A 23432-nucleotide genomic window follows, 5' to 3' on the forward strand; every position below is an offset into this window, starting at 1 on the left:
TCGACCCGGTCACCGAACGCGCTCTGGGCAACCACCCCCAGGCCTACTCCCACCTGGGCCTGATCCGCTGCGCCCAACTCCTCGACCACCACTGAACGAGCAGGGCGGGGGAGGGCACCGTTGGGCGGTCCACGGGCTGTGTCACGGTGGGAGGGTGTGTGGTTGCTGTGAGCTGGGGAGTGCTCCCGCTCCAGCAATCACAACGGTAGAGCTCCCGCTACACCAACCCCTACCTCACAACCCTCGGCTCACGGCAACCACCGGAACCTCATCTCCCACTCCGATCAACCCGAGCGCCTCAGGCGCCAGGCGCGGGGTTGTTCCGCCGCGTGGGGAACGTCCCACAGGGCGAACCTCGCCCGCACCCGTGCACCGCCCAACCTGCCGCGCTCCAGGTGAACCGTGCCGCCGGTGGCCTCCACCGCGTGCCGGACGATGTCCAGGCCCAGCCCGGTCGATCCGCCTCCGCTCGTGCCCCGCCGCAGGGCCGCAGTGGGATCCGCGAACCCGGGCCCCGCGTCCTCCACGAGCAGTGTCACCCAGCCCGCGTGCGCCACCACCGCCACGGCGAACGGGCGGTCCGCCGGGGTGTACCGGAAGACGTTGCCCACCAGCGAGTCCAGCACCGCCGTGCACTCCTGGGCGGAGAGCGCCACCCGGCACGGCGTGTCCGGCAGCTCCAGGGTGACCTCCCTGCCCTGGTCGTTGGCGAGCATCGACCAGAACCCCATGCGGTCGACCACCGCCTCGGACAGGTCGCACTCGCGCTCGACCTCCGGGTCCGGCTCGTGCGGGCGCACGTCCCGGATGATGGCGTCCACGTCCCGCTCCAGCGCGCCGATCGCGCCCCTGATCCGCTCGCCCTCCGGGCCGGGCAGGAGTTCGGCGTCCAACCTCAGCGCGGTCAGCGGGGTGCGCAACCGGTGCGAGACGTCGGCGGCCATCTCCCGTTCCTTCGTCAGCAGCCCCTGCACGCGCTCACCGATGGCGTTGATGGACTCACCGAGCACCACCAGGTCACGGGGGCCGTGTACGCGTATCCGGGCGTTCAGGCGCCCCTCGCCGATCTCCACGGCGGTGTCCGCCAGGGCTCGCAGGGCCCGCCGGGCCGGTCGGCTCAACCGGTCGGTGACCAGCACGGCGCCCAGCACCCCCAGGACCGCGATCCCCACCAGAGCGCCCAGGACCGGGCCCAGGCCACGGACGGCCTCCCCTCGGGGCTGGAACACCTCCACCACGGCCACGTCGTCGCCCGCTTCCGCACCGGCCACCTGGAGGTAGGCGGTGCCCTCCTCGACCGGCACCACACCACGGGCCCCCGCTCCCGCTCCCGCCTCTGCCGCTGTCCCCGGGCTCCTCACCCCGCTCCCGACCCCGGAGCGCCGGAGCGCCGCCACGTCCGTGACTCCGGCGCGACTGGCGCCGACCGTCGTCCCGTCGGGAAGGTGCACCGCCAGGTGCCCCCGGGACCCGGCGGAGGTCGAGGCCACCACACGCCGCAGCAGCGCGGGGTCGGGGTCCACCTCGGCCACCGAGGCCACCGCCCCGACCTGCGACCAGATCTGTTCCTCGGCGCGTTCACGCGCCTCCCACCACGCCCACGCGCCGGTCACGCCGATCATCACCACCGCGACCATGACCGTCGCGAGGATGACGGCGCGGGCCAGCAGCCTCCTCACACCGGTTCCACCAGCTTCAGCCCCACACCCCGCACCGTGTGCAGGTAGCGGGGCTGACTCGCGCTCTCACCGAGCTTGCGGCGCAGCCACGACATGTGCACGTCGATGGTCTGGTCGTGGCCCACGAACGGGTGCTGGTGCCAGACGGCCTCCACGAGTTCGCGGCGGCTCACCACGCGGCCCGTGTGCTCGGCCAGGTAGGCCAGCAGGTCGAACTCACGGCGCGACAGCTCCAGGGGGGTGCCCGCCAACGACGCCTGCCGCCGTGTCAGACTGATCGTCAACTCGCCCACGGTCAGCTCGCCCGGGTGGGCCGCGCCCGCCGAGGCCCGGCCGGACCTGCGCAGCAGCGCGTTCATCCGCGCGGCCAGCTGGGTGCTGGAGAAGGGCTTGACGACGTAGTCGTCGGCGCCGTCGTTGAGCAGGCGCACTATCGACTGCTCGTCACCGCGCGCCGTCGCCACGATCACCGGCACGTCGCTGTGACCGCGTAACATCCGCAGCGCGGCCGCGCCGTCCAGGTCGGGGAGCCCCAGGTCCAGGATGACCAGGTCGGGTTCGTGCCGGGCGGCCTCACGCAGGGCGTCCAGAGCGGTGCCCACGGGCAGCACCACGTGCCCCAGACCACTCAGCGCGCGCACCAGCGCGCCCCGCACCATCTGGTCGTCCTCGACCAGCAAGACCGTTGCCATGGGCACACGTTAACGAATGTTGCACCTTCACACGAGTCCGGCTGCGTCCCGTGATCAGGTGGAACACCGCTGTGACGGGCGGGTGCGGGACCGGTGCGGTTTAAGTCGAACGAGACGCTGCGTTAAGGCTTCCTTAGGGACCGCGACACTACTGTCGTCACACATCGCCGGTGGTGGTGCGCGTCACAGCGGCGCGGCCCGTGACCACCGGCCCGACCAGCTACCGGGTACCAGTGTGCCCGTTCCACGGAGGTGTCGTGGCGGAAATCGTGATCGACGGCCTGGGCAAGGTCTACGCGGACGGAACCCGCGCGGTCGACGACCTCTCCCTCGACATCCAGGACGGCGAGTTCCTGGTGCTGGTCGGACCCTCCGGCTGCGGCAAGACCACCGCGCTGCGGATGGTCGCGGGGCTGGAGGCGATCAGCGAGGGCACCGTGCGCATCGGTGACCGAGTGGTCAACGATGTTCCCGCACGAGACCGGGACGTGGCGATGGTGTTCCAGTCCTACGCCCTCTACCCGCACCTGAACATCTTCGAGAACATCGCGTTCGGGCTGCGCCTGCGCAAGGTGCCCAAGGCCGAGATCGACCGGCGCGTCCGCGAGGTCGCCCGCGTCCTCGAACTGGAGGAGCACCTCACCCGCAAGCCGGGAAACCTCTCCGGCGGCCAGCGCCAGCGGGTGGCGATGGGCCGGGCCATCGTCCGCGAACCCCGGGCCTTCCTGATGGACGAACCCCTCTCCAACCTGGACGCCAAGCTCCGCGTGCAGATGCGCGCCCAGATCGCCCGCATCCAGCGCGACCTGGGCGTCACCACGGTCTACGTCACCCACGACCAGACCGAGGCGATGACCCTGGGCGACCGGGTGGCCGTCATGAAGCGGGGTGTCCTCCAGCAGGTCGGCCCGCCCCAGGAGCTGTACGACCACCCCCGCAACCTGTTCGTCGCCGGGTTCGTCGGCTCGCCCGGCATGAACCTGATCTGCGTGGAACTCCACGAGGACGACGGCCGGTTCCGGGTCCGGATCGGTGACCAGCACCTCGACCTGCCCGACAGCCTCCTGCACCGGCGTCCCGCCCTGCGCGGCTACGCCGGGGCCAAGGTCGTCGTGGGCGTCCGTCCCGAGGACATGGAGGACGCCGGGATCGTCGGCGGCACCGAGGGGGCCACGCTCACCTCGGTCGCGGACCTGGTCGAGGCCATGGGCTCGGACGTCCTCGTGCACTTCCCCCTCGACGCCGCACCCGTCGTCACCGAGGACACCCGTGAACTCGCCCGCGACGCCGGGACCGACGAGACCCTCCCCGCGACCGACGACGGCGTCGTCCTCGTCGGCCGCTTCAGCCCCCGCACCCACGTGTACGAGGGCCAGACCATCACCGTGGCCGTCGACACCGAACGACTCCAGTTCTTCGACCCCGCCACCGGTACCGCCATCCACGACTCCTGAGGAGCGTCCCCCATGACAGCCCCCACGTCCCACCGCACCCACCGCACCAGAGTCCTCGGCGGGGCCGCCGCCGCGCTCGGCCTCACCCTGGCCGCCACCGCCTGCGGCGGGGGCTCCACCTCGGCCTCCGGCGCCGACCTCGACGGCCAGACCCTGGAGATCGTCGGCCCCTGGGCCGGTGACGAGCAGGTCGCCTTCGAGCAGGTCCTCGCGCTCTTCGAGGACCAGACCGGCGCCACCGTCTCCTACAGCGGTGCCGGTGACGACCTCCAGACCGTCCTCCAGACCCGCATCCAGGGCGGGGACGAGCCCGACGTCGCGCTCATCCCGCAGGCCGGACTCATCGAGCACTTCGCCGCCGACGACGTCCTGGTGCCGCTCACCGACGACGTCGTCCAGACCCTCGACGAGAACATGGCCGGGGCCTGGGCGGACATCGGCTCGGTCGACGACACCCCCTACGGCGTCTACCTCAAGGTCGCCAACAAGTCCCTGGTCTGGTACAACGACGACCTGTTCGCCGAGACCGGCGCCGTGCCCCCGGAGAACTGGGAGGAGTTCGTCGAACTCTCCGAGAACCTCTCCGACGTCGGCATCAGCCCGCTGTCCGTCGCCGGAGCGGACGGCTGGGTCCTGACCGACTGGTTCGAGAACGTCTACCTCCAGACCGCCGGACCGGAGAAGTACGACCAGCTCGCCTCGCACGAGATCCCGTGGACCGACCCGACCGTCGAGGTCGCCCTGGAGACCCTGGCCGAGATCTGGGGCCAGGAGCAGCTGATGCTGGGCGGCAGTAGCGGCAGCCTCCAGACCGACTTCCCCACCTCCGTCGTGAACGTCTACAGCGACGACCCCGACGCCGCCATGGTGGTGGGCGCCGACTTCATCGGCGGGGTCGTCTCCGCCAGCACCAACTCCACGGTGGGCGAGACCGCCCAGATCTTCCCGTTCCCCAGCATCGCCGGTGAGGGCGACGCCGTGGTCGTGGCCGGTGACGCCGCCGTCGCCATGAGCGACAGCGAGGCCACCATGGAGCTCCTGCGCTTCCTCGCCTCCGAGGAGGCCGCGGCCGAGTGGGCGTCCATCGGCGGGTTCATCTCCCCGAACAAGAACCTGACCGCCGACGACTACGCCGACCCGGTCCTGGGCCAGGTCGCGGAACAGGTCATCGACGCGGGTGATGGCGTCCGCTTCGACCTCTCCGACCTCCAGCCCGCCGCGTTCGGCGCCACCGTCGGAGACGGCATGTGGCAGACCCTCCAGGACTTCCTGGCCGACCCCTCGGACGTCGAGGGCACCATGGAGCGCCTCGAGGCCGAGGCCGCCCGCGCCCACGGGAACTAGACGGAGCCCGCGAACATGACCTCCAACGACACCGGGGCCGCCGACGGCGCGGCCCGCACGGACGGGGCCCCGGCGGGGAAGCCGTCCAGCGGGCCGCCCGACGGCAGCCGCCCGGGATGGCGGCGCCTGTTCGGCCCGGCCACCCTGTTCCTGCTGCCCGCCCTGCTCTTCCTCGGGGTCTTCCTGGCCTACCCGGCCGTCTACTCCGTGGTGCGCAGCTTCTTCGACGCCTCCGGATCGCAGTTCGTCGGTCTCGACAACTACGCCCGGATGTTCACCGACGACCGCACCCTGACCGCGATCCGCAACACCGGTATCTGGGTCCTGGTCGCCCCCGCCCTGGTCACCGGGCTGGGCCTGGTCTTCGCGGTGCTCACCGAGCGCGTCCGCTGGGCCACGGCCTTCCGGATCCTGCTGTTCATGCCCATGGCGATCTCCCTGTTCGCCTCCGGCATCATCTTCCGGCTGGTCTACGACGAGAACCCCGACCGCGGCGTGGTGAACGCCGCCGTGGTGACCGTGCACGACGCGTTCGCCTCGCCCTCGGAGTACCCCGGGGCCCGGCCGCGTGGCGAGGAACTGGACGCGGACCCCTCGCTGGGCGGGTTCACCACCACCCGGGCTTACGCGCCGGGTGACACCGTGGCCCTGCCGCTGGTCGGTGTCCGACCGGGGGAGATCCCCGAGCAGGCGGCCCCGGCCACCGCTCCCGAGCCCTCCGGGGACACCATCGAGGGCGTGGTGTGGCTGGACGTGGCCCTCGGCGGCGACGCCGGGACCATCGACGACGGTGAGAACGGCCTGCCCCGCATGATGGTCGACGCGCTCCGGGACGGGCAGGTGGTGGCCAGCGCCACCTCCGGCGACGACGGCCGCTTCACCCTCACCGGACTGGAGCCGGGGGAGTACGAGATCCATCTCGCGGCGGACAACTTCACGGAGTCCTTCCGCGGGCTGACCTGGCTCGGCCCGGCCCTGGTGACCCCCGTGATCATCTCCTCGTGGGTGTGGATCATGACCGGCTTCGCGATCACGTTCATCGCCGCCGGGCTGTCCGCCATCCCCAGGGACGCCCTGGAGGCGGCCCGCGTGGACGGCGCCACCGAGTGGCAGGTGTTCCGCAAGATCACCATCCCGCTTCTGGGTCCGCTGCTGCTCGTGGTGTTCGTGACGCTGATGATCAACGTCCTGAAGATCTTCGACCTCGTGTTCGTGATCGCTCCGGGATCGGTCCAGGCCGACGCCAGCGTGATCGCCCTCCAGATGTGGCAGGTGTCCTTCGGCGCGGGCGGCAACCAGGGACTGGGCAGCGCCCTCGTGGTCCTCCTGCTGGTCCTGGTCCTGCCGATCATGTACTTCAACATCCGCCGTTTCCGACGGGAGCGCTCGTGACCGCCACGCCCCAGAAGTCGCCCTCCGTCGTCGAGGTGTCGGTGTCCGGTGCCCCGCGCCGGGGACTGGCGTCCCGGATCGTCTCCAAGCTGGGCTCGGGCACCCTCCAGGTCGCGTTGACCCTGGTCGCCCTGTTCTGGATGGTGCCGGTCATCGGCCTGCTCCTGGTGTCGCTGCGGTCGGAGGCCGACAACACCAACAGCGGCTGGTGGACGGCGCTGCTCAAGCCCACCGAGCTCACGCTGGACAACTACCGGTCGCTGGTCGACAACGACGTCCTCGTGCAGTCGTTCTTCAACACCGTCTACATCGCGGTCCCCTCGACCCTGCTGGTCGTGGGCATCGGGGCGCTGGCGGCGTACGCGCTGGTGTGGATGGACTTCCCCGGCCGCGACTGGATCATGGTGGCCGTGGTCGGCCTGCTGGTGCTGCCGATCCAGGCGGCCCTGATCCCCATCTCGCAGCTGTACGGCGCCCTGGGCATCTTCGGGTCCATCCTCGGCGCGGTCCTGTTCCACGTGGCCTTCGGTCTGCCGTTCGCGGTGTTCCTGCTGCGCAACTTCTTCGTGAACATCCCGCGCGACCTGCTGGAGGCGGCGCGGATGGACGGCGCCAGCGAGTGGCGGATCTTCCGCAAGGTGGTGCTCCCGGTGGCCCGCCCCGCGCTGGCCTCGCTCGCGGTCTTCCAGTTCCTGTGGGTGTGGAACGACATGCTCGTGGCACTGGTGTTCACCAACCCGGACTCGGCCCCGCTGACCGTGGCACTGCGCTCGCAGCTGCGCCAGTTCGGCACCAACATCGACGTGCTGGCCTCGGGGGCCTTCCTGTCCATGCTGGTGCCGCTGCTGGTCTTCTTCGCCTTCCAGCGCCACTTCATCCAGGGGGTGTTCGCGGGCTCCGGCAAGTAGACCCGCTCCACGATCCACCCACGATGGCGCCCTCGGTGGCGCCGGGCCCCGCGGCACCACTCCCACCGCGGGGCCCTTCGTGTCCACGGTGACCTTCGTGTCCACGGTGACAGGGGTGCACAGTGAACCCCCGCGATACCCGGGGGGCGACGCGGGCCGCTTCCACGGGGTGCGTCCCACGGGTTCTCGGGGACACGGGCCGCCTCGACGTGCTGGTCCGGGGCGGGTCAGCGGTGCGGCAGCTCCGGGGCGCGCTCGCCGGCCATCCACAGTCCCAGGGCGTGCCGGTCCACCAGGACCATCCCCGCACCGGCCTCCCGGACGGCCTCCCGGGTGAAACCGTTCGAGGCCACGAACATCCCCAGGTAGCCCTGGTGCCCTCCCGCGAGCGCCCCGAGGAAGGCCCGTACCTCGTTGGGCGGCACCGGCCTGCGCCAGCGCTTGCACTGCACGGCCAGGGGCCTGCCGTCCGGTGTCTGCGCCCGCAGGTCGACGCCCCCGTCCGAGGCGCCACCGACCACCGAGACCCGGGTGTAGCCGCGGGTGCGCAGCAGCAGCGCCACGTGGTGCTCGAACTCCGTCCCCGTCATCGTGTCGATCGCCGCGATCCCCGTCCGCGCGACGATCCACCGTTCCCGGGCCAGCCGGGCCCGCGACCACGCCCACCAGCCCAGCGCGGCCGTGGCGACCACGACCACCAGGCCCCCGGCGAGCCACAGCCCCGGGCTGTCGGCGTTGTCGAACACCCACCCCAGGGCCAGGAGGAGCGCCAGCAGAGCCAGTGGCAGCGAACCCCGCAGACTCCGCGCCCATCGCCGCCCGCGCCGACGCTGTCGCACACTCACGCTTCTCCCTGGGGGTGGGGGACACAACGGGGCACATCATCGCACGGGGTGACGACCCTCCTCCACGCGGTGACCCCGCCCGGCCGTCGGCGGCCGACGGCCCGGTCCCGGGCCGTCCCCGGTCGCTGCGACAATGGCCCCGTCGCGGTTTCGCACACGGGGGTGCGGGACCGGCCACGAGAACACGGGGGTGCGGCGGTGGCCGAGCGCAGGGCTCTGGATCTGGACGCGCTCGCGGTCAGTGACCGCTTCCGGCTGTTCAACTTCACCCGCCGCGACGACCACGTCACCTACCTGTGGGTCCTGCGCTCGGTGGACCGCCTGCGCGAGGTCCACCAGGTGCAGGTCGGCGCGGACGAGGTCGAGTCCACCCTGCGCGAACTCGCCGCGAACCACGCCGAGGCCCCTGAGGTCCCCGCCCAGGGGCTGCGCCACCGGCTCGACGAACTCGCCACGGACGGCGTGCTGCACCGCTTCGACGACGCCTCCCGCGCGGGCACCCTGGCCAGCTACCGCAACCGGCAGTCCGTCTACCAGTTCAGCGAACTCGGGTACCGCGCCTACCACGCCGTCGAGAACCTCCTCGGCGCCCGGGTGGAGGACGTCAACCTCTCCCGCCTGGTCTTCTCCGACGTCCTGGAGGACCTCGGAGCACTGGCGGAGGCCAACCGCACCGGCCGGGTCGAGGACGTCTACCGCCGCCTGTCCCGCCTGGACGCGGTGATGGAGGACATGGGTCGGCGCTCCGCCCAGTTCCACGTGACCCTCGGGGAGATCCTGCGCTCCACCGAGGCCTCCTCCGAGGTGTTCCTGCGCCACAAGAACGCCCTGCTCGTCCACATGTCCGACTTCATGGCGGAGCTCGACCGCTACCTGCCCCGCCTGGACCGCGCCGTCCACGAGGTCGAGGCCACCGGCCTGTCCACCCTGCTCTCCCGCGCCGCCGAGGCCGACGAACGCCTCTTCATGGATCGCACCGAGCGCCTGGAGGACTGGTCCCGCCGCTGGTGGGCCGTGCGCGCCTGGTTCGCCTCCGAGAGCGGGGCGCCCACCCGCGCCGCCGAACTCGGCCAGGCCACCCGCACCGCTGTCTCCGGGGTCGTCGCCCTCCTGCGGCAGATCACCGAGGCCCAGCGCGGCGGTGTCAACCGCTCCACGCAGCTGCGGCACCTGGCAGCGTGGGTGTTCGACACCCCCGACGACGGGGCCGCGCACGCGCTCTTGGGCGCCGCGTTCAACAGCCGCTCCGCCCGGCACCTCGGCGTGGCCCACGAGGACGGTGACGAGTTCGCGCCCACCGACTCCTGGCACGACGCCGCAGGGGTGGAGGTGTCGGTGACGCTGTTCCGCAGCGACCGCTCACCCAACCACGGCGTCCCCAAGCCGGTCCGCAGGGACACCGGGGCCCGCTCCGAGCTGCGCCGCCGCCAGACCGAGGGCCGCGAGGCCGAACGCGCCTCCGCCGCGCGTCTGGTCAGCGAGGGCGCCCACCAGCGCGTCCTCGACGACAGCGACACCAAGGTGCTGCTGCGGCTGGTCACCAAAGCACTGGAGTCACGGTCGGTGTCGTACACGAGGCGGGACACCTCCCCGGCGGTCGTCGGCCTGCTGAAGTCCGCCACCGCCGACGACGCGGGCACCCTCATCAGGCTCGTCCGCGACGAACGGGGCAGCACCGTGCGCACCTCCCAGGGCCGGATCCACCTCCCCGGCTTCCGCGTGGAACTGGCTCCCCGCGCCGCCCGGACGACCGCTCGGAAGGGGAACCGATGACCCGGCACTCCCGGCCCCGCGTCGAGACCGTGGACCTGGGCTCCTACCAGCAGGCCGTGCGCAGGGTCCTCACCTGCGACGTCATCACGGCGTCCCGGCCGCGCCCCGGCGTGCTCGACCAGGTCCTGTACTGGGCCGACCAGATGTCCGAGGACCTGCGCGCCCTGTTCGGGTACACCCTCGTCGCCACCACCGACCACGTCCGCCTGGTGCGCGAACTCGACCTGCTCGACCCCACCCAGCGCCAGGCGTTCGCCCGCAGGGGCAGGCCCTTCGACCGCCGACGCCTCGCCTACCTCTGCCTGCTTCTGGCCGCCTTCCAGCGCTCCCAGGTGGAGATCAGCCTCGGTGACCTGGTCCGGGGGTTCACTCCCTCGGCCAACGAGATCGAGGGCCTCGGCTACGACCCCACCGACTCCAGCCACAAGGCGGCGCTGGTCGACGTCGCCCACTGGCTCCTGGACCGGGGCGCCCTGCACCTGTCCGACGGCTCCGTCGAGGCGTGGGCGCGCGGGGGCGACCAGGGCGACGCGCTCTTCGACATCGACCACGAGATCTGTGAGGTCCTCTTTCGACCCACGCGCCCCATCCAGCACCTGAACAGCGCCTCCGGCCTGCTCAGCGACCCCCTCGGACCGGACGCCCCGCGTGAAAGGGCAGCCCAGCGCGCCCGCCGCCTGCTGCTGGAGTACCCGGTGGTGTACTACGCGGACGTGGAGCCGGAGGTGGCGGCGGCCCTGCGCGGCAGGGGGCTCGCCGAGGAGGTGGCCCGTCTGACCGGGACCAAGCTGGAACGCCGTGCCGAGGGGGTCCTGCTGGCCGACGCCTCGGGCGCCTTCACCGACCGCGCCTTCCCGGGGCGGGGCGGCGCCGTCACGCGCACCGCCGGGCTGCTGCTGGCCCAGATCGCCACCCACTTCGAGGAGTCCTGGGCGGCCCTGGCCCGCCTGTCCGCGCCCGGACCGGTCCACGAGCACCCCGAACTGGTCGCCCGGATCGACGCGGGGGTCCCCCGGGAGGGCGTGGTCAGCGAGCTGGCCTGGGCCGAGACGGAGCAGCCCCCGACGGTGGGCGAGCCCGCCTCGCTGCCGCTGGTGGAACGCGAACGCATGGAGGACATGGTCGCGGACCTCTTCGAGGAGTTCGGTGCCGCCTCCTTCACCGCCTCCTGGCAGCAGGACCCGCACGGCCTGCTCGACGCCGCCCTGGCCCTGCTCACCGACCTCGACCTGGTCCGGCCGCTTTCGGGCGGTGTCCTGGTCACTCCCGCCGCCCTGCGGTACCGCAACATCCGGGGCGCCCTGCCCGAACGCCCCGACACCGGGCTGCTGCCGTTCGGCCCCCTCGAACCGGCCGACGAGTCCGCTGACGAACCGCCTCAGACCGACCCCGACGACGCACACCCCGTACCGCCCGAGACTGGAACCGAGGAAACCGCGCCATGACCCGCAGGAGCGACCGCTTCCGGCCCAGCCGGGCCGGAGTCGTCAACGTCTGGGACTACGTCGACGAGGAGTTCGCCTTCGCGGACGGCCGCCTCGTCCTGCGCGGCCACAACGGGTCGGGCAAGACGAAGGCGCTGGAGGTGCTGTTCCCCTTCGTCCTGGACGGCTACACGGACGCCCGCAGGCTCGACCCGTTCAGCGGCCAGAACCGCACCATGAAGTCGAACCTCCTCTACCGGGGGGACGAGTCCGCCCACGGGTACGTGTGGATGGAGTTCGCCCGCGCCGCCGACGGCGACGGCGCGGGAACCGAGACGGTCACCCTGGTCATCGGCATGCGCGCGCACCGCCACCGCGACGGGGTCAACCCCTCCTTCTTCGTCACCGACCAGCGCCTCGGCGTGGACTTCGGGCTGCTCTCCACGGACGGGCGCCCGCTCACCGAACGCCAGCTCAAGGCCGCCCTGGGCGAGGACGCCCACCACGCCACCGCCGCCGACTACCGCCGGGCCGTCGACGCGCGCCTGTTCGGGCTGGGGGAGCGGTACGTCCAGCTCCTGGACCTCCTGCTCGCCCTGCGCCGCCCCCTGCTGGCCAAGGACCTGGACCCGGAGAAGGTCTCGCACACCCTCACCGGCGGACTCAGCCCCCTGGACGACGCCCTCGTGGACCAGGCCGCCCGGGACTTCGCCAACCTCGCCGCTGTCCAGCGCCGCTTCGCCAGCGCCACCGCCGCCCACGAGGCCGCCCGGACCTTCACCGGTGTCTACGCCGACTACCTGACCGCCAACGCCCGCCACCGCCTGTCCAGGGTCGCCGCCGCCACCGAGCAGGCCGACACCCACGCGCGGACCGTCGCCGAGGCGGCCGTCGAACTCGACCGCGCCACCGAGGCGCGGGACCGCGCCCGCGAGCGCGCCGCCGAGCACTCCGGGGAGGCCCGGCGTCTGGACGCCCAGTGCACGGCCCTGCGCCAGCACGAGACCCTCCAGGACCAGCAGGCCCTCCAGGTCAGGAGGAAGGGCAACGACGGGCTCGCCCGGCGGATCGAGACCGGCCAGGCGCGCGTGCGGGCCCAGGAGGAGGAGATCTCCCACCTGACCGGCGAGGCCGCCCGGGTCGCGGAACGGGTCGGGCACGAGCGCGCCCGCGCCGAGGAGCTGCGCACCGAACTCCTCGCCGCCGCCGAGCGGTCCGGGATCGTCCACGACGCGGAGGGGGAGGCGGACACCGGCGACGACCTGCCCGAGACCGCTCGGGCCAGGGCCAGCGCCCGGCTCGACGACGTGCGTGCCGTCCGCGAACGGCTCACCGCCCAGGACCGTGCCGAGGACGGACGCCAACGTGCCGAGACCGCCGCCGCCAGGGCCGAGGACGCCCTCACCGGGCAGGAGGAGGCGTGCGCCGGGGCCGAGGAGGAGCTCGCCGGGCTCCGCCGCACCACCACCGAGGCCCTGGACGCGTGGTCCGCGCGGTGGGAGCTCGCCGGACCGGACACCCTGGCGGCCCTGCGGGACACCGTGGCGCGCTACGGGGAGGCGGACACCCCCACCCTCGCGCAGGTGTTCAACGAGCACCTCCACGACCAGCAGCTCCAGGCCGCCACCCGGGCCACCACCCTGGAGTCCGAGCAGGCCGCCCTGGGCGAGGAACTGGCCTCCGTCCGCCGCGAACGCGACCACATCGCCGCCGAACGCGACGACGCGCCACCCGCCGACCCCCTGCGCCCCGCCCCCCGCGACGAGCGCCCCGGCGCGCCGCTCTGGCAGCTGGTCCGCTTCGCCGACCACCTCTCCGACGACCACGGCGCGGCCGTCGAGGGCGCCCTGCACGCCGCCGGGCTGCTCACCGCCTGGATCCACCCCGACCCCGACCTCACCCGACAGGCCCTGGACCGGGGCGAGGCCGACGCCTACCTGCTCCCCGGCGCCGGGACCACGGGGACGACCCTGGCCGACGTCCTCGTGCCCGAGACCCAGGACCACGTTCCTAAGGACACCATCACCCGTCTCCTCGCGTCGATCCCGTTCGGAGACGGGGACCTGCCCGGTGACACCGGGGTGGACACCGGGGCCCGCTACCGGCTGGGGCCGCTCGCCGGCGCCCATCCCAAGCCCGCCGCCGAGTTCATCGGGGCGACCAACCGGGCCCAGCGCCGCCGTGAACGCCTGGCCGCCCACGACGCCCGTGTCGCGGAGCTGTCCACCCGTCACACTGAACTCGGTGAACGGCTCGCCCGCGCCCACGCACGGCTCAAGGACTTCGACCGCGCCCGCGCGGACCTGCCCGACGCCGCCGGGGTGGTCCGGGCCCTGCGCGCCGTCGAACACCACTCCACCCTCCTGTCCTCGGTCCGCGCCGCCCGTGCGGAGGCCCGGCGCGACCTCGACGCCGCCGTCGCCCAGGTCGACGCCGAGCGCCGACAGGTCCGCGCCGTGGCCGCCGAACGCGTCATGCCCACCCGCCGGGAGGACGTCGAAGCGGTCGCCCTCGCGGCGGAGACCTTCCAGGACACCGCGCGGAAGCTGCACGCCACCCGCGCCGACATCACCGAGTACGAGCGCGACCTCACCGGGCGCCAGGACACGGTCACGCGGCTGACCGAGGCACTCGAGGGCGACCGCGTCGAGCTCGACCGGAGCCGTGCCGACCACCAGCGCGAGGCCGAGGAACTGGCCACCCTGGAGGCCTCCGTCGACGCCCCGGCACGGGAACTCCTCGCACAGTTGGAGCGGGCCCAGGAGGAGCTCCGCGAGGCCCGGACCCGCAGGGACGAGGCCGAGGGGGAGGCCTCGCGCGAACACGACGCGGCCGTGCGCTCCGAGACCCTCCGCGACAGCGGTCGAGGGGCCCTCGCCCAGGCACTCACCGCCCTCTTCGAGCACGCGGCCGCCTTCTCCGGGCTCACCCAGCCCGCCGTGCGCGCGATCGTCGGAGTCCAGGCCACCGGCACCTGGCCCCCGCCCGACCGGTGGCCCGACCCGGAGGAGGCCGCACGCCGCCTCCTCGGCGGCGAGGCCACCACCGTCCGCGAGGTCCTGCCCGGCGCGGCCCCCACCCTGCTCGACGCCTTCACCGAAGCTGTCGGCGGCAAGGACGTGGGGGACACCGAGCTGCGCACCGTCGGCAACCGCATGTCCCAGGCCCTGCGCACCTTCCAGGAGGCTCTCGGGGGCGACGCCGAGGGCTACCGGGTGGACCACGAGGTGGGCCCCAACGGCCTGGTCACCGTGCACGTCAACGACGAGAACGGCCGCAACCCCGTCTCCTCCTTCGCCCGCTCCGTGGCCGAACGCGTCGAGGAACAGGGCGCCCTCCTGCGGGAGGAGGAACAGGGTGTCCTGGAGGACGAACTCCTCGGCGGGATCGCGCAGCAGGTCCACGACCGGGTCCGCGCCGCCAAGCAGCTCGTCCGCGCCATGGACCGCGACACCCGCGCCCGGCCGATGTCCTCGGGAACGCGGGTGGGCATCCGGTGGTCGCGGTCGGACGGCCTCTCCGAGCCGCAGCGGCTGGCCACCGAGCTCGTGCGGCGCGACGGCGCCGGACTCGGCCCGCGAGGCCTGGGGGAGCTCCGTTCCGTGCTGCGGCGCATGATCCGCGACTACCACGCCACCCATCCCCGGGCCAGCCACAAGCAGGTCCTGGCGGCGGTCCTGGACTACCGCGACTGGTACCGGTTCGAGCTGCGCCTGGCCGAGCCCGGCAAGGACGAGGTCACCCTCACCAAGAACAAGCACGAGCAGATGTCCGGCGGCGAGAAGTCCGCCGCCATCCACCTGCCCCTGTTCGCGGCGGCCAACGCCCTGTACTCGTCGGCGGCGCCCACCTGCCCCCGGGTGGTCGCCCTGGACGAGGCCTTCGCGGGCATCGACGACCGCTACAAGCCCGAACTCATGGGCCTGACCGTCACCTTCGACCTGGACATGTTCATGACCGGCCACGACCTGTGGGTCCACTACGACACCGTGCCCATGGCCGCGCACTACGACATGCACCACGACAAGGCCATCAGCACGGTCTCGGCCTTTCTCATGCTCTGGGACGGGGAACAGATTCTGGACGCGGACGCCGGCTTCGCCGGGAACGAGGAGCTCGCCGCCGAACTCCTCGGCATCACCCCCACCCGCTACGTGCCGCAGTCCACCGAGGGCACCCTCCTGGAGGAGACGGCGTGAGCGCGCACGAGGCCCTCCACTGGGGGACCTGAGGGCCCGGTGACCCCCGGTGGACAAATCGGGCAGCCCGGGGGAGTAGTGTTCCGTCATCGCGCCCGCGACGTGGGCGAACGTGGGGGAGAAGTACACGATGACGGTCGTCAAGAAGGTCGCTGACTTCGTCGGCAGGTGGTTCGCGGTCCTGGTGCTCGCCGGGGCCGTCGTGGGGTTGCTCCTCCCGGAGCAGACCTCCCTCATCACCCCGCACGTGTCCCTGTTGCTCGGGGTCATCATGTTCTGCATGGGCCTCACCATGCGCCCCCAGGACTTCTCCGTCGTCGCCAGGCACCCCAAGGCGGTCCTCCTCGGCGTGGTCGCCCAGTACTCAGTCATGCCGCTGCTGGGCTGGGGCATCGCCCACGCGTTCGGACTGCCGCCGCTGCTGGTGGTCGGCATGATCCTGGTCGGGGCCGCACCCGGCGGTACGGCGTCGAACGTGATCGTCTACCTGGCCCGTGGGGACGTGGCGCTGTCGGTCGCGATGACGTCGATCTCGACCATGCTGGCGCCGTTCATCACGCCCCTGATCGTCCTGGGCCTGGCCGGTTCGACCCTGCCGGTCTCCGCCGGTGACCTCTTCCTGTCCATCCTCCAGGTCGTGCTGCTCCCCGTCGTCGGCGGCCTGCTCCTGCGCCTGTTCGCCGACCGCTTCGTGGTCCCGCTCCTGCCGCTGATGCCGCTGGTGTCGGTGACCGGCATCGTCCTGGTCGTCTCGGGAGTGGTCGGGGCCAACTCCGACGCCGTGCTGACCACCGGTCTGCTCCTGGCACTGGCCGTCATCCTGCACAACACCCTGGGCCTGCTCATCGGCTACCTCGTCGGGTACTTCGGCCGCCTGCCGGACTCGGCCCGCCGCGCGGTCAGCGTGGAGGTCGGTATGCAGAACTCGGGCCTGGCCGCCAGTCTGGCCACCACGCACTTCGAGCCCGTCGCCGCGCTGCCCGGCGCCCTGTTCTCGGTCTGGCACAACCTGTCCGGAGCCGCTGTGGCCACCTTCTGGGCCCGGCGGGCCCCCCGGGACGCCGAGGAGCGCGAGCCCGCCTGACCGGCGCGGCTTGCTCCTCCCCCTGCCCGCGTGACAGGCTCTGCCTCCGACATCCCCCAGAGACCGAGGACGGAACACGTGGCCGCCCGAAAGAAGAAGCGCAGGCCCGGACGCGGCAGGAACGACATCCGCCGGGGACCCACGCGCGACCCCGGCCCCACCGGGAACGTGGGCTGCTACTTCATGCTGTTCGCGATGCTGGCCATCGGCCTGGTCGTCCTGGCGCTGGAGCTGCTCGGCTAGAGCGGTGGCGTTTCCTCCCGAATGTAGTCGGATCATTCGTAAAAGTGCACGTCAGAGTGCTGATTGGTTCCACGAATATCCGATTCCACACCTGTGGTTCCTGACCTCATCCGGCCACCCGTGGTCACGCGAAGTAGTCGCGCGGGCACGTCTCGGCTGTGAAGCTGTTCCCATGCGACACTTCGCCCCCTGTTCCGGCCTGCTCGTGCTCGCCCTGCTCTCGACCCCCGCCCAGTTCACCGAACGCCTCGTCGCCTCCTCTCCACCCCCGACACCACCGAGCGTCGGGGCGCCCTTCAGGTGCTCGGGCCGCCTGCGGGTGCCGCGTCCGCGTCGCCCTCCGCGCTGCGGTTACCACTGAACGGGCCCCGAAAACCGCTGACCCCCGTCGCGGAGCGACGGGGGTACCAACTCGGGAATCTGCGGGAGAAACTCGGGGCTCAAGGACCGGACGGGTCCCGCCTGGATCGGGACCCCACGGGGAACCCGAGCCAACAGGAGCCCCGTGCGTTCCAACCCCCGTGTCGCGAGAAGCGAGTGGGAGGCTGGGACTTCCCCGAGAATCGCAAGGACTCCCGTGGTTGGAGTACCCCAAGGGTTTCGGACCATGATTCTGAAGATTTCCAGAACCATTTCCGAACCCTGCTGAACCACGATCACAGAACAACGAACTCGGACGCAATCCATTAGAAAAGGGTCGTTTCCAGGGTTTCAGCCCCCGGGAAACGACCCTGACCCCTTGCTTTCGCCGGGCGGAGTTCGGGGGAGGAGGACGAACTCGATCTCACCCGCCGCCCCTCCGGCCACGCGAGGTCACACTGTTGGCCCAGGCGAACTCGAACAGCCCGAGGGCCGCGTGGTACAGCGCTCCCGAGGCGGCCAGGTGGAGACAGGGGGAGTGGCGACCGTGTTCGTGCCGCCCGTAGAAGGTGAGGTAGGCCCCCGAGTCCGTGGCGATGATCCGGAACGTGTTGGGCAGGTCGAACTGACGCAGATCGACGGCGGGACTCCGCTCCCTCACCCGGCGCATGTAGTCGGTGTTGGCTCTGACCTGTGCCCGTAACAGCTCCGGGCCGAAACCGGGATCGGTGTGAGCCAGGTCCGCGCCCCGACGGGACAACCAGGTGGCCGGGTCCGAATCGGGGTCGGGCAGCAGGACCTGGACGGGCTTGGGGGCACCCGACCACAGTGGTGTGAAGGCGTCCCGGGTGAGCACGTTGCCCCGCCCCACCAGGACCTTCACCCATCTGGCCCGGGCCAGGTCCTGGGCGAGGTCCACCTCGGACGACCCCTGGTGGCGGTACAGCCGGGTGATGCCGGTTCCGGTCAGCCGTGAGAGCAGTCCCAGCAACCACCAGCGGGGGCGACCGGTGCGCAACCACCCCCCGACGAACACGAGCGCGGTGGCCAGAAGAGAACTGAGCACTCCGAGAAGGAAGGCGGTCATGGGGGTCCCTTCGTCACGGGGCGGACCGTCGGGGGCGGGGCCGTGCGCGGTTCAGCACAGGTAGGGCAGGATCTCCTTCACCACATGGGCCGCGTTGCGTGCCGCCAGCTCATGGCCGTCGTCGTTCTTCTCCTGGTCGGCGTTGTCCGAGATGCCCCGGACCACCACCCAGTCGGGGTTGGGCTCCGCGCCCACGGAGTTCTCCTGCCAGTACTGGCTGAGTCCGCCGGACTCCATGTCCACCGCAAGGATCTTGTCGTTGTAGCCCCCCAGGAAACGGTGGATGTCACTGTCGCCGTCCGCGATGACCGCCTCTCCGGAGCCGATGAGTCCCGGGCGCACCTCGAAGGTACGCTTCCTGTGGCCGTCCGCCTGGCCGCGGATCATCGCCGGTTCGCCCCGGTCCGTGAAGAAGACGTTCACCGCGTGGCCGATCCGCGCCGGGGCCTGGCGTTCCTCTCCCCTTGTCTGGACCTCGCCCCCGGCCCTGATCTTGCGTGAGTCGTAGTAGACGATCCGGGTGGAGACGATGACGTTGCCGATGCGGGCGTACTCGGGATGCAGTCCGCCTCCGATCCCGACGAGAATCCACAGGCGAGGGGAGAAGTGGCGTCGAAGGTGATCCAGGGCGGACATCACGGATCGCTGACCGGGGCTGTGGGTCATCGTCGCGACCACGGAGACGGTACCGCCGTCGGTGGCGACCTCCCCGGTGGAGAAGAAGAGCCCGTCGATCTTCTTCCTGGTCCTCAGGTCGAGCCGTTCGGTGACCGCCCGCATCTCCATGGCCAGGAAGGTGACCACCCCGACGTCGAGGCCCGCCTGCTTCGGTACCACGGAGCCGGTGTATCCAACCGAGAGGGGAGAAGACGGCGACACGCCGTGGTTGTTGATCTGTGTTCCGCCGCCGAGGTTGTTGTTGCTGATGTCGTTGGTGCCGCCGAGATTGACGATGCCGCTGTTGTTCGGGAGGTTGCTCACGCCTGGTCTCCGTTCTGCGAGGGTCCCGGCCCCTGCTGGGGGCCGTGGTTGTTGATCTGTGTTCCGTCACCGAGGTTGTTGTTGCTGATGTCGTTGGTGCCGCCGAGATTGACGATGCCGCTGTTGATGATCTGCATCGCGCGATCGTCGAACTCGGAGATGTCGACCCCCCGAGAGTGGAGGAAGTCGCTGGTGGCCTTGAGCAGTCGCAGCTCGACGTTCTTGATGTGGCTGAGGACCTGGGTCTTGTCAAGCTGGACCTTGCTCCACTCCTGAGCGCGCTCCTGACGGATGCTGAGTCGGCTGCCGATGCAGACGTTGCGGATGGGGGAGAGGGTGAGCTCTCGCCGGTACATGAAGAGGGCCTTGGCCAGGAGAACGGGGTAGCGCACCACGCGCCAGAGGTCGGTGGTCTCACGCGGGAGCCCGCGCAGGGCCCTGAACGCGGCCCACGCCACGGCCCGCTTGCCGTGCTGACCGAACTCTTCGGCCTTCCGGAAACTGTCCGGGGTCCGGGTCAGGGCGCAGGCGGCGAAGAAGAGATTGAGGGTGCGCCCCCGCAGGGTGGCATGGAGGAGGACCGTGGCCACCAGCTCGGAATCAGCGTCCGGGACGCTCACTTCGAGGAAGTGGTGGTGGGTGGGGCTCTGCTCGTTCATGAGACGCCGCATCCTCGCCTTGTCGACCCTTCTGATGAGGGAACGGTCGGTGGAGAGGTCCGACGACGCGACGAAGACCCGGTCCCGTACCTCCACGGGGAGTCGGACGTCCTCCTCGTCGTCGCGGAGCTGGAGGACCGCCTCGCGCAGGTGATCGACGAGCTCGTCGGTCCGGAAGGGGGGATGGCGGTGTTCCCGCTCGTGGAGGGGCTGGGTGTCACCACCCGGGCGCAGGAGCTGGACGCCCATCGGCGGGTTCCACTGGTGGATGAGCTCGCCCGCGCCGACGAAGGGTGACTCGTCACCGAAGAGCGTGAAGAGAGGGCTGCCCTCCGATTCCTCCTTCCCCCGGTGTGCCGGGCGGCGGTAGACGACGCAGGGATGCTCCTGTTGCTCGGCGACGACCGCCTCGCGCTTTGTGAGACGCCGTGGCCGTAGTCCGGCTCCGGGCGCGTGGACGCGGTTGACGCGCAGCTGACCGACGACGCCCACGAACACCGCGACACCCAGGACGGCGGCTCCCGCGTAACCGGCGACCACGGCCTGCGCGGGGAAGGCGAGGGCGAGGGCGGTCATGGTGCCGCCGACGGCCAGGGCCGCGAGCCCGACCCTCTTGAGGGTGCGGACCTCGCGCATGATCCTGAGGTCACGCGCGGGGGGAATCCGCAGGGTGGGTTTCCGCTTCCCGTTCCTGCGGCGTGGCGTCAGCGGGTCCTCGGTCCGAGCGATCGTGGTGGACAGCACGATCGCCAGGTCCAGGAGCATCAGGAGCGTGATCCCGCCCGCCGTCAGCGCGGACGCCACGGTGTGGCCCAGGAGGAAGGGAGTGACGACCGATGCCAGCATGGTCAGCCGGAGGAGGGCGTGCAGGTGGGTGGCCCACCAGGCGTGGCGCATGACGGGGACGTGGTCGAAGCCGTACGAGGGGGCCACGCGGCGGTAGGGGGTCGTGCAGATCTCGTTGATGACGAGATCACGGAACTTCTCGTCGACGTAGACACCGGTGCACAGGTGGCGGGTGGCTCCCGTGGGTGCCTGTGTCGGCGCTTCCCTGTCGGGTTCTGCGTGGACAGCGGTCATGCGGGTCCCTGCCTCTGGGGGATAATGGTCACAGTGACCTTAAGTAGAAGGCGAGTTGAAGTCAAGATGACCTTTAAAGGTGACGCTGTGGATGACCGGTTGAAGGGTTCCACCGGGGTCGAGTTGTCGCTGGTGACAGTGGACCTGACCATCTTCACCATCAGGGAGGACCGACTGATGGTGCTGCTGGTGGAGCGGGGAAAGGAGCCCTTCAAGGGGCGCGCGGCCCTGCCGGGGGGCAGGGTTCGGGTGGACGAGACCCTGGATGAGGGCGCTCACCGGGAGCTCCTGGAGGAGACCGCCATCGACGGCGCACCGCTCCACCTGGAGCAGATTGGTGCCTACGGGGACCCCGGCAGGGATCCGCGAGGCAGGGTCTTCACGGTCGCCTACCTCGCCCTGGGGCCCGACCTGCCCACTCCCGAGGGCGGCACCGACGCGGCGCACGCCTACTGGGCGCCGGTGCTCGACCTTCTCGACGCAGCCGACGCGCTGGCCTTCGACCACGCGCGCATCGTCGCGGACGCACTGGAACGCACGAGGAGAACGCTGGAGTACACCACCGTGGCCACGACCTTCTGTCGTGAACCGTTCACGCTGCCCGAACTGCGCAACGTCTACGAGGTCGTGTGGGGGCGGGGTCTGGACCCCAGCAACTTCAGACGCAGGGCCACCAGAGCCGAGGGGTTCCTGGAAGCCACCGGCGACCAGCGCCCCCAGGCCACCGGCCGACCGGCCGCGCTCTACCGCAAGGGGGAGGCGACCCTGCTCAACCCACCGTTCCTCCGCTCCGCCAGCTGAACCGGGAGAGCGCGATGGGCCTGGGGTCGGGCCCGACGTGGCGGGGTGTCACCCCGACGGGAAGGTGCCGGAGGCGTCCCGTTCCACGATGCTCGCGGGCTCGCCGACTTGGCTGGACGGCCCGTCATCCATGGTCGGCTGGGTGGAGTGCGGGCATCTGGTGAACGCGGCGGTCGCCTCAGGCGGATCGCGGGCGGAGCGGGGCGCCGTCCTCGGGGTGTTCGGCGCCGTTTCCGCGGTCGCGGGCGGGCCCTTCCAGCCACATGCACCTCACGTGACCGAGGGTGGAGAGCCACTCGCCCGGTGGTGCCGCGTGCCAGGAGGGGAGGCACTTGTAGGGCGGCGGGGGTCGGGGTGTGACGGATCCGACGAGCGAAGTGGATACACCCGGGGGTATGTTGGGGGGCGTGGGTCGAAAGGAGACCAGATGAAGCCTGAAATGGTGGGCGACGCCATCACACGCCTCAAGCGCGCCCAGGGGCAGCTCTCCGGGGTCATCTCCATGATGGAGGAGGGGGAGGACTGCACCGCGGTGCTCCAGCAGCTGGCCGCGGTCTCCCGCGCCCTGGACCGGGCGGGGTTCAAGATCGTCGCGAGCGGCATGCGGCACTGCAACACCGCTCGTGAGCGTGGCGAGGAGCCCGAGCTCACCGAGGAGGAGCTGGAGAAGCTCTTCCTGGCCCTGGCCTGAGGGCCGCGCGGGCGCTGGTGTGAACCCGGCGCCCCGTGTCGACCTTCGGGTTGACCCATGACGTCCGGATACTCCCCCCAGTATCGGGAGCCCAGGCGTCCCTTTGATTGACGGATACCCCCCGGAGTATCGAACACCGAGGAGACAGATGAACGCCCGCAGTATCGACGTACGCACCGTGCGCGGCCTGACTGAGAGCGATCCCCGCACCCTGTTGGTCGACGTGCGCACCCCCGCCGAGTACGAGAGCTCGCACGTCCCCGGAGCCGTCAACTTGCCGCTCGGCCGGGTCGACGCCCACCTGGAACGCATCGTCACCGATGCGGGAGGCCGTCTCGTCCTGATCTGCCAGTCGGGGGGTCGGGCCACCCAGTGCCAGGACAAGCTGGCCGCCGCCGGGCTCACGGACACGGTCGTCATGGAGGGCGGCATGAACGCCTGGGATGCGCAGGGAGCGCCGCTCGAACGCGGCCCCCGCCGTTGGGCGCTGGAGCGCCAGGTCCGGTTGGTGGCCGGAGGCATCGTGCTGACCTCCGTGCTCGCTTCCCTGTTCTGGGCTCCCGCCGTGGCGGTCGCGGGCCTCGTGGGCGCCGGTCTGGCCTTCGCGGCGGTGACCGACACCTGCGCCATGGGCATGGCCCTCACCCGCCTGCCCTACAACCAGCCGCGCAACGACGTCGACATCGAGGACTCCCTCGCCCGGATCGCGGTTCGCGGCTGATCCCGCGCCTTCGCA

19 protein-coding genes are annotated in these 23432 nt (G+C 71.3%); 13 read left to right on the forward strand and 6 right to left on the reverse strand.

Annotation, left to right across the window (positions count from 1 at the left end):
* Positions 1 to 284: 284 nt before the first annotated feature.
* Together ACFW3L_RS13230 and ACFW3L_RS13235 are read right to left on the reverse strand one after the other, a co-directional pair.
* Positions 285 to 1679, reverse strand: coding sequence for an ATP-binding protein (locus tag ACFW3L_RS13230; protein ID WP_378739788.1), 1395 nt, complete (start codon positions 1677 to 1679; stop codon positions 285 to 287).
* Entirely contained in the window at positions 1676 to 2371 is a 696-nt protein-coding gene (locus ACFW3L_RS13235; RefSeq protein ID WP_378739790.1) for a response regulator transcription factor, read from the reverse strand. Before ACFW3L_RS13235 ends, ACFW3L_RS13230 begins: the two co-directional genes overlap by 4 nt.
* Before the next feature lie 257 nt (positions 2372 to 2628).
* Between ACFW3L_RS13235 and ACFW3L_RS13240 the strand changes: the two genes are divergently transcribed.
* Genes ACFW3L_RS13240 through ACFW3L_RS13255 form a run of 4 tightly spaced genes read left to right on the forward strand, consistent with a single transcriptional unit; the run spans position 2629 to position 7469 of the window.
* A complete protein-coding gene (locus tag ACFW3L_RS13240; protein WP_378739792.1) occupies positions 2629 to 3825 on the forward strand; it encodes an ABC transporter ATP-binding protein in 1197 nt (398 codons plus the stop codon).
* A 12-nt stretch (positions 3826 to 3837) separates the two neighbouring features.
* A complete protein-coding gene (locus ACFW3L_RS13245) occupies positions 3838 to 5169 on the forward strand; it encodes an ABC transporter substrate-binding protein (protein ID WP_378739794.1) in 1332 nt (443 codons plus the stop codon).
* A 15-nt stretch (positions 5170 to 5184) separates the two neighbouring features.
* Positions 5185 to 6561, forward strand: a complete 1377-nt coding sequence (locus ACFW3L_RS13250; protein ID WP_378739796.1) for an ABC transporter permease subunit — start codon at positions 5185 to 5187, stop codon at positions 6559 to 6561.
* The gene (locus ACFW3L_RS13255; protein WP_378739798.1) at positions 6558 to 7469 is read left to right on the forward strand and encodes a carbohydrate ABC transporter permease; all 912 of its coding nucleotides are present in this window, start codon (positions 6558 to 6560) and stop codon (positions 7467 to 7469) included. The genes ACFW3L_RS13250 and ACFW3L_RS13255 overlap by 4 nt, the downstream gene beginning before the upstream one ends.
* A gap of 227 nt (positions 7470 to 7696) precedes the next feature.
* Here ACFW3L_RS13255 and ACFW3L_RS13260 read toward each other — a convergent pair whose 3' ends face one another.
* Complete coding sequence (locus ACFW3L_RS13260; RefSeq protein ID WP_378740471.1) at positions 7697 to 8308, reverse strand: restriction endonuclease; 612 nt, start codon at positions 8306 to 8308, stop codon at positions 7697 to 7699.
* A 204-nt stretch (positions 8309 to 8512) separates the two neighbouring features.
* On the opposite strand from ACFW3L_RS13260, the gene ACFW3L_RS13265 reads away from it, so the two are divergent.
* The 6 genes from ACFW3L_RS13265 to ACFW3L_RS13290 all read left to right on the forward strand — a co-directional run bounded on the left by ACFW3L_RS13265 (position 8513) and on the right by ACFW3L_RS13290 (position 17398).
* Positions 8513 to 10087, forward strand: a complete 1575-nt coding sequence (locus ACFW3L_RS13265) for a TIGR02677 family protein (RefSeq protein WP_378739800.1) — start codon at positions 8513 to 8515, stop codon at positions 10085 to 10087.
* Entirely contained in the window at positions 10084 to 11532 is a 1449-nt protein-coding gene (locus tag ACFW3L_RS13270; protein WP_378739802.1) for a DUF2398 family protein, read from the forward strand. Before ACFW3L_RS13265 ends, ACFW3L_RS13270 begins: the two co-directional genes overlap by 4 nt.
* On the forward strand, positions 11529 to 15710 hold the full coding sequence (locus ACFW3L_RS13275; RefSeq protein ID WP_378739804.1) for a TIGR02680 family protein: 4182 nt from the start codon (positions 11529 to 11531) through the stop codon (positions 15708 to 15710). Before ACFW3L_RS13270 ends, ACFW3L_RS13275 begins: the two co-directional genes overlap by 4 nt.
* A gap of 130 nt (positions 15711 to 15840) precedes the next feature.
* Complete coding sequence (locus ACFW3L_RS13280; protein ID WP_378739806.1) at positions 15841 to 16794, forward strand: bile acid:sodium symporter family protein; 954 nt, start codon at positions 15841 to 15843, stop codon at positions 16792 to 16794.
* Between the two features lie 78 nt (positions 16795 to 16872).
* Positions 16873 to 17037, forward strand: a complete 165-nt coding sequence (locus ACFW3L_RS13285; RefSeq protein ID WP_378739809.1) for a hypothetical protein — start codon at positions 16873 to 16875, stop codon at positions 17035 to 17037.
* A gap of 172 nt (positions 17038 to 17209) precedes the next feature.
* A complete protein-coding gene (locus ACFW3L_RS13290) occupies positions 17210 to 17398 on the forward strand; it encodes a hypothetical protein (protein WP_378739812.1) in 189 nt (62 codons plus the stop codon).
* A 423-nt stretch (positions 17399 to 17821) separates the two neighbouring features.
* Here the strand turns inward: ACFW3L_RS13290 and ACFW3L_RS13295 are convergent, their stop codons facing one another.
* Genes ACFW3L_RS13295 through ACFW3L_RS13305 form a run of 3 tightly spaced genes read right to left on the reverse strand, consistent with a single transcriptional unit; the run spans position 17822 to position 21204 of the window.
* On the reverse strand, positions 17822 to 18484 hold the full coding sequence (locus tag ACFW3L_RS13295) for a hypothetical protein (protein ID WP_378739814.1): 663 nt from the start codon (positions 18482 to 18484) through the stop codon (positions 17822 to 17824).
* Between the two features lie 51 nt (positions 18485 to 18535).
* Positions 18536 to 19465 (reverse strand): hypothetical protein, encoded by a 930-nt coding sequence (locus tag ACFW3L_RS13300; RefSeq protein WP_378739816.1) that lies wholly within the window; start codon positions 19463 to 19465, stop codon positions 18536 to 18538.
* A complete protein-coding gene (locus tag ACFW3L_RS13305) occupies positions 19462 to 21204 on the reverse strand; it encodes a hypothetical protein (protein WP_378739818.1) in 1743 nt (580 codons plus the stop codon). The genes ACFW3L_RS13300 and ACFW3L_RS13305 overlap by 4 nt, the downstream gene beginning before the upstream one ends.
* An 87-nt stretch (positions 21205 to 21291) precedes the next feature.
* On the opposite strand from ACFW3L_RS13305, the gene ACFW3L_RS13310 reads away from it, so the two are divergent.
* From ACFW3L_RS13310 to ACFW3L_RS13320, 3 genes are all read left to right on the forward strand, one after another.
* Positions 21292 to 22005: an NUDIX domain-containing protein gene (locus tag ACFW3L_RS13310; protein ID WP_378739820.1), complete on the forward strand. Its 714-nt coding sequence runs from the start codon at positions 21292 to 21294 to the stop codon at positions 22003 to 22005.
* A 439-nt stretch (positions 22006 to 22444) separates the two neighbouring features.
* Positions 22445 to 22696 carry a metal-sensitive transcriptional regulator gene (locus tag ACFW3L_RS13315; RefSeq protein WP_067599109.1) on the forward strand — a complete coding sequence of 84 codons (252 nt, stop codon included), beginning with the start codon at positions 22445 to 22447 and terminating at the stop codon, positions 22694 to 22696.
* Between the two features lie 148 nt (positions 22697 to 22844).
* Entirely contained in the window at positions 22845 to 23417 is a 573-nt protein-coding gene (locus ACFW3L_RS13320) for a rhodanese-like domain-containing protein (protein WP_378739823.1), read from the forward strand.
* Positions 23418 to 23432: the final 15 nt, after the last annotated feature.

The organism is Nocardiopsis sp. NPDC058789, assembly GCF_042745575.1.
Taxonomy (GTDB): Bacteria; Actinomycetota; Actinomycetes; order Streptosporangiales; family Streptosporangiaceae; genus Nocardiopsis; species Nocardiopsis eucommiae.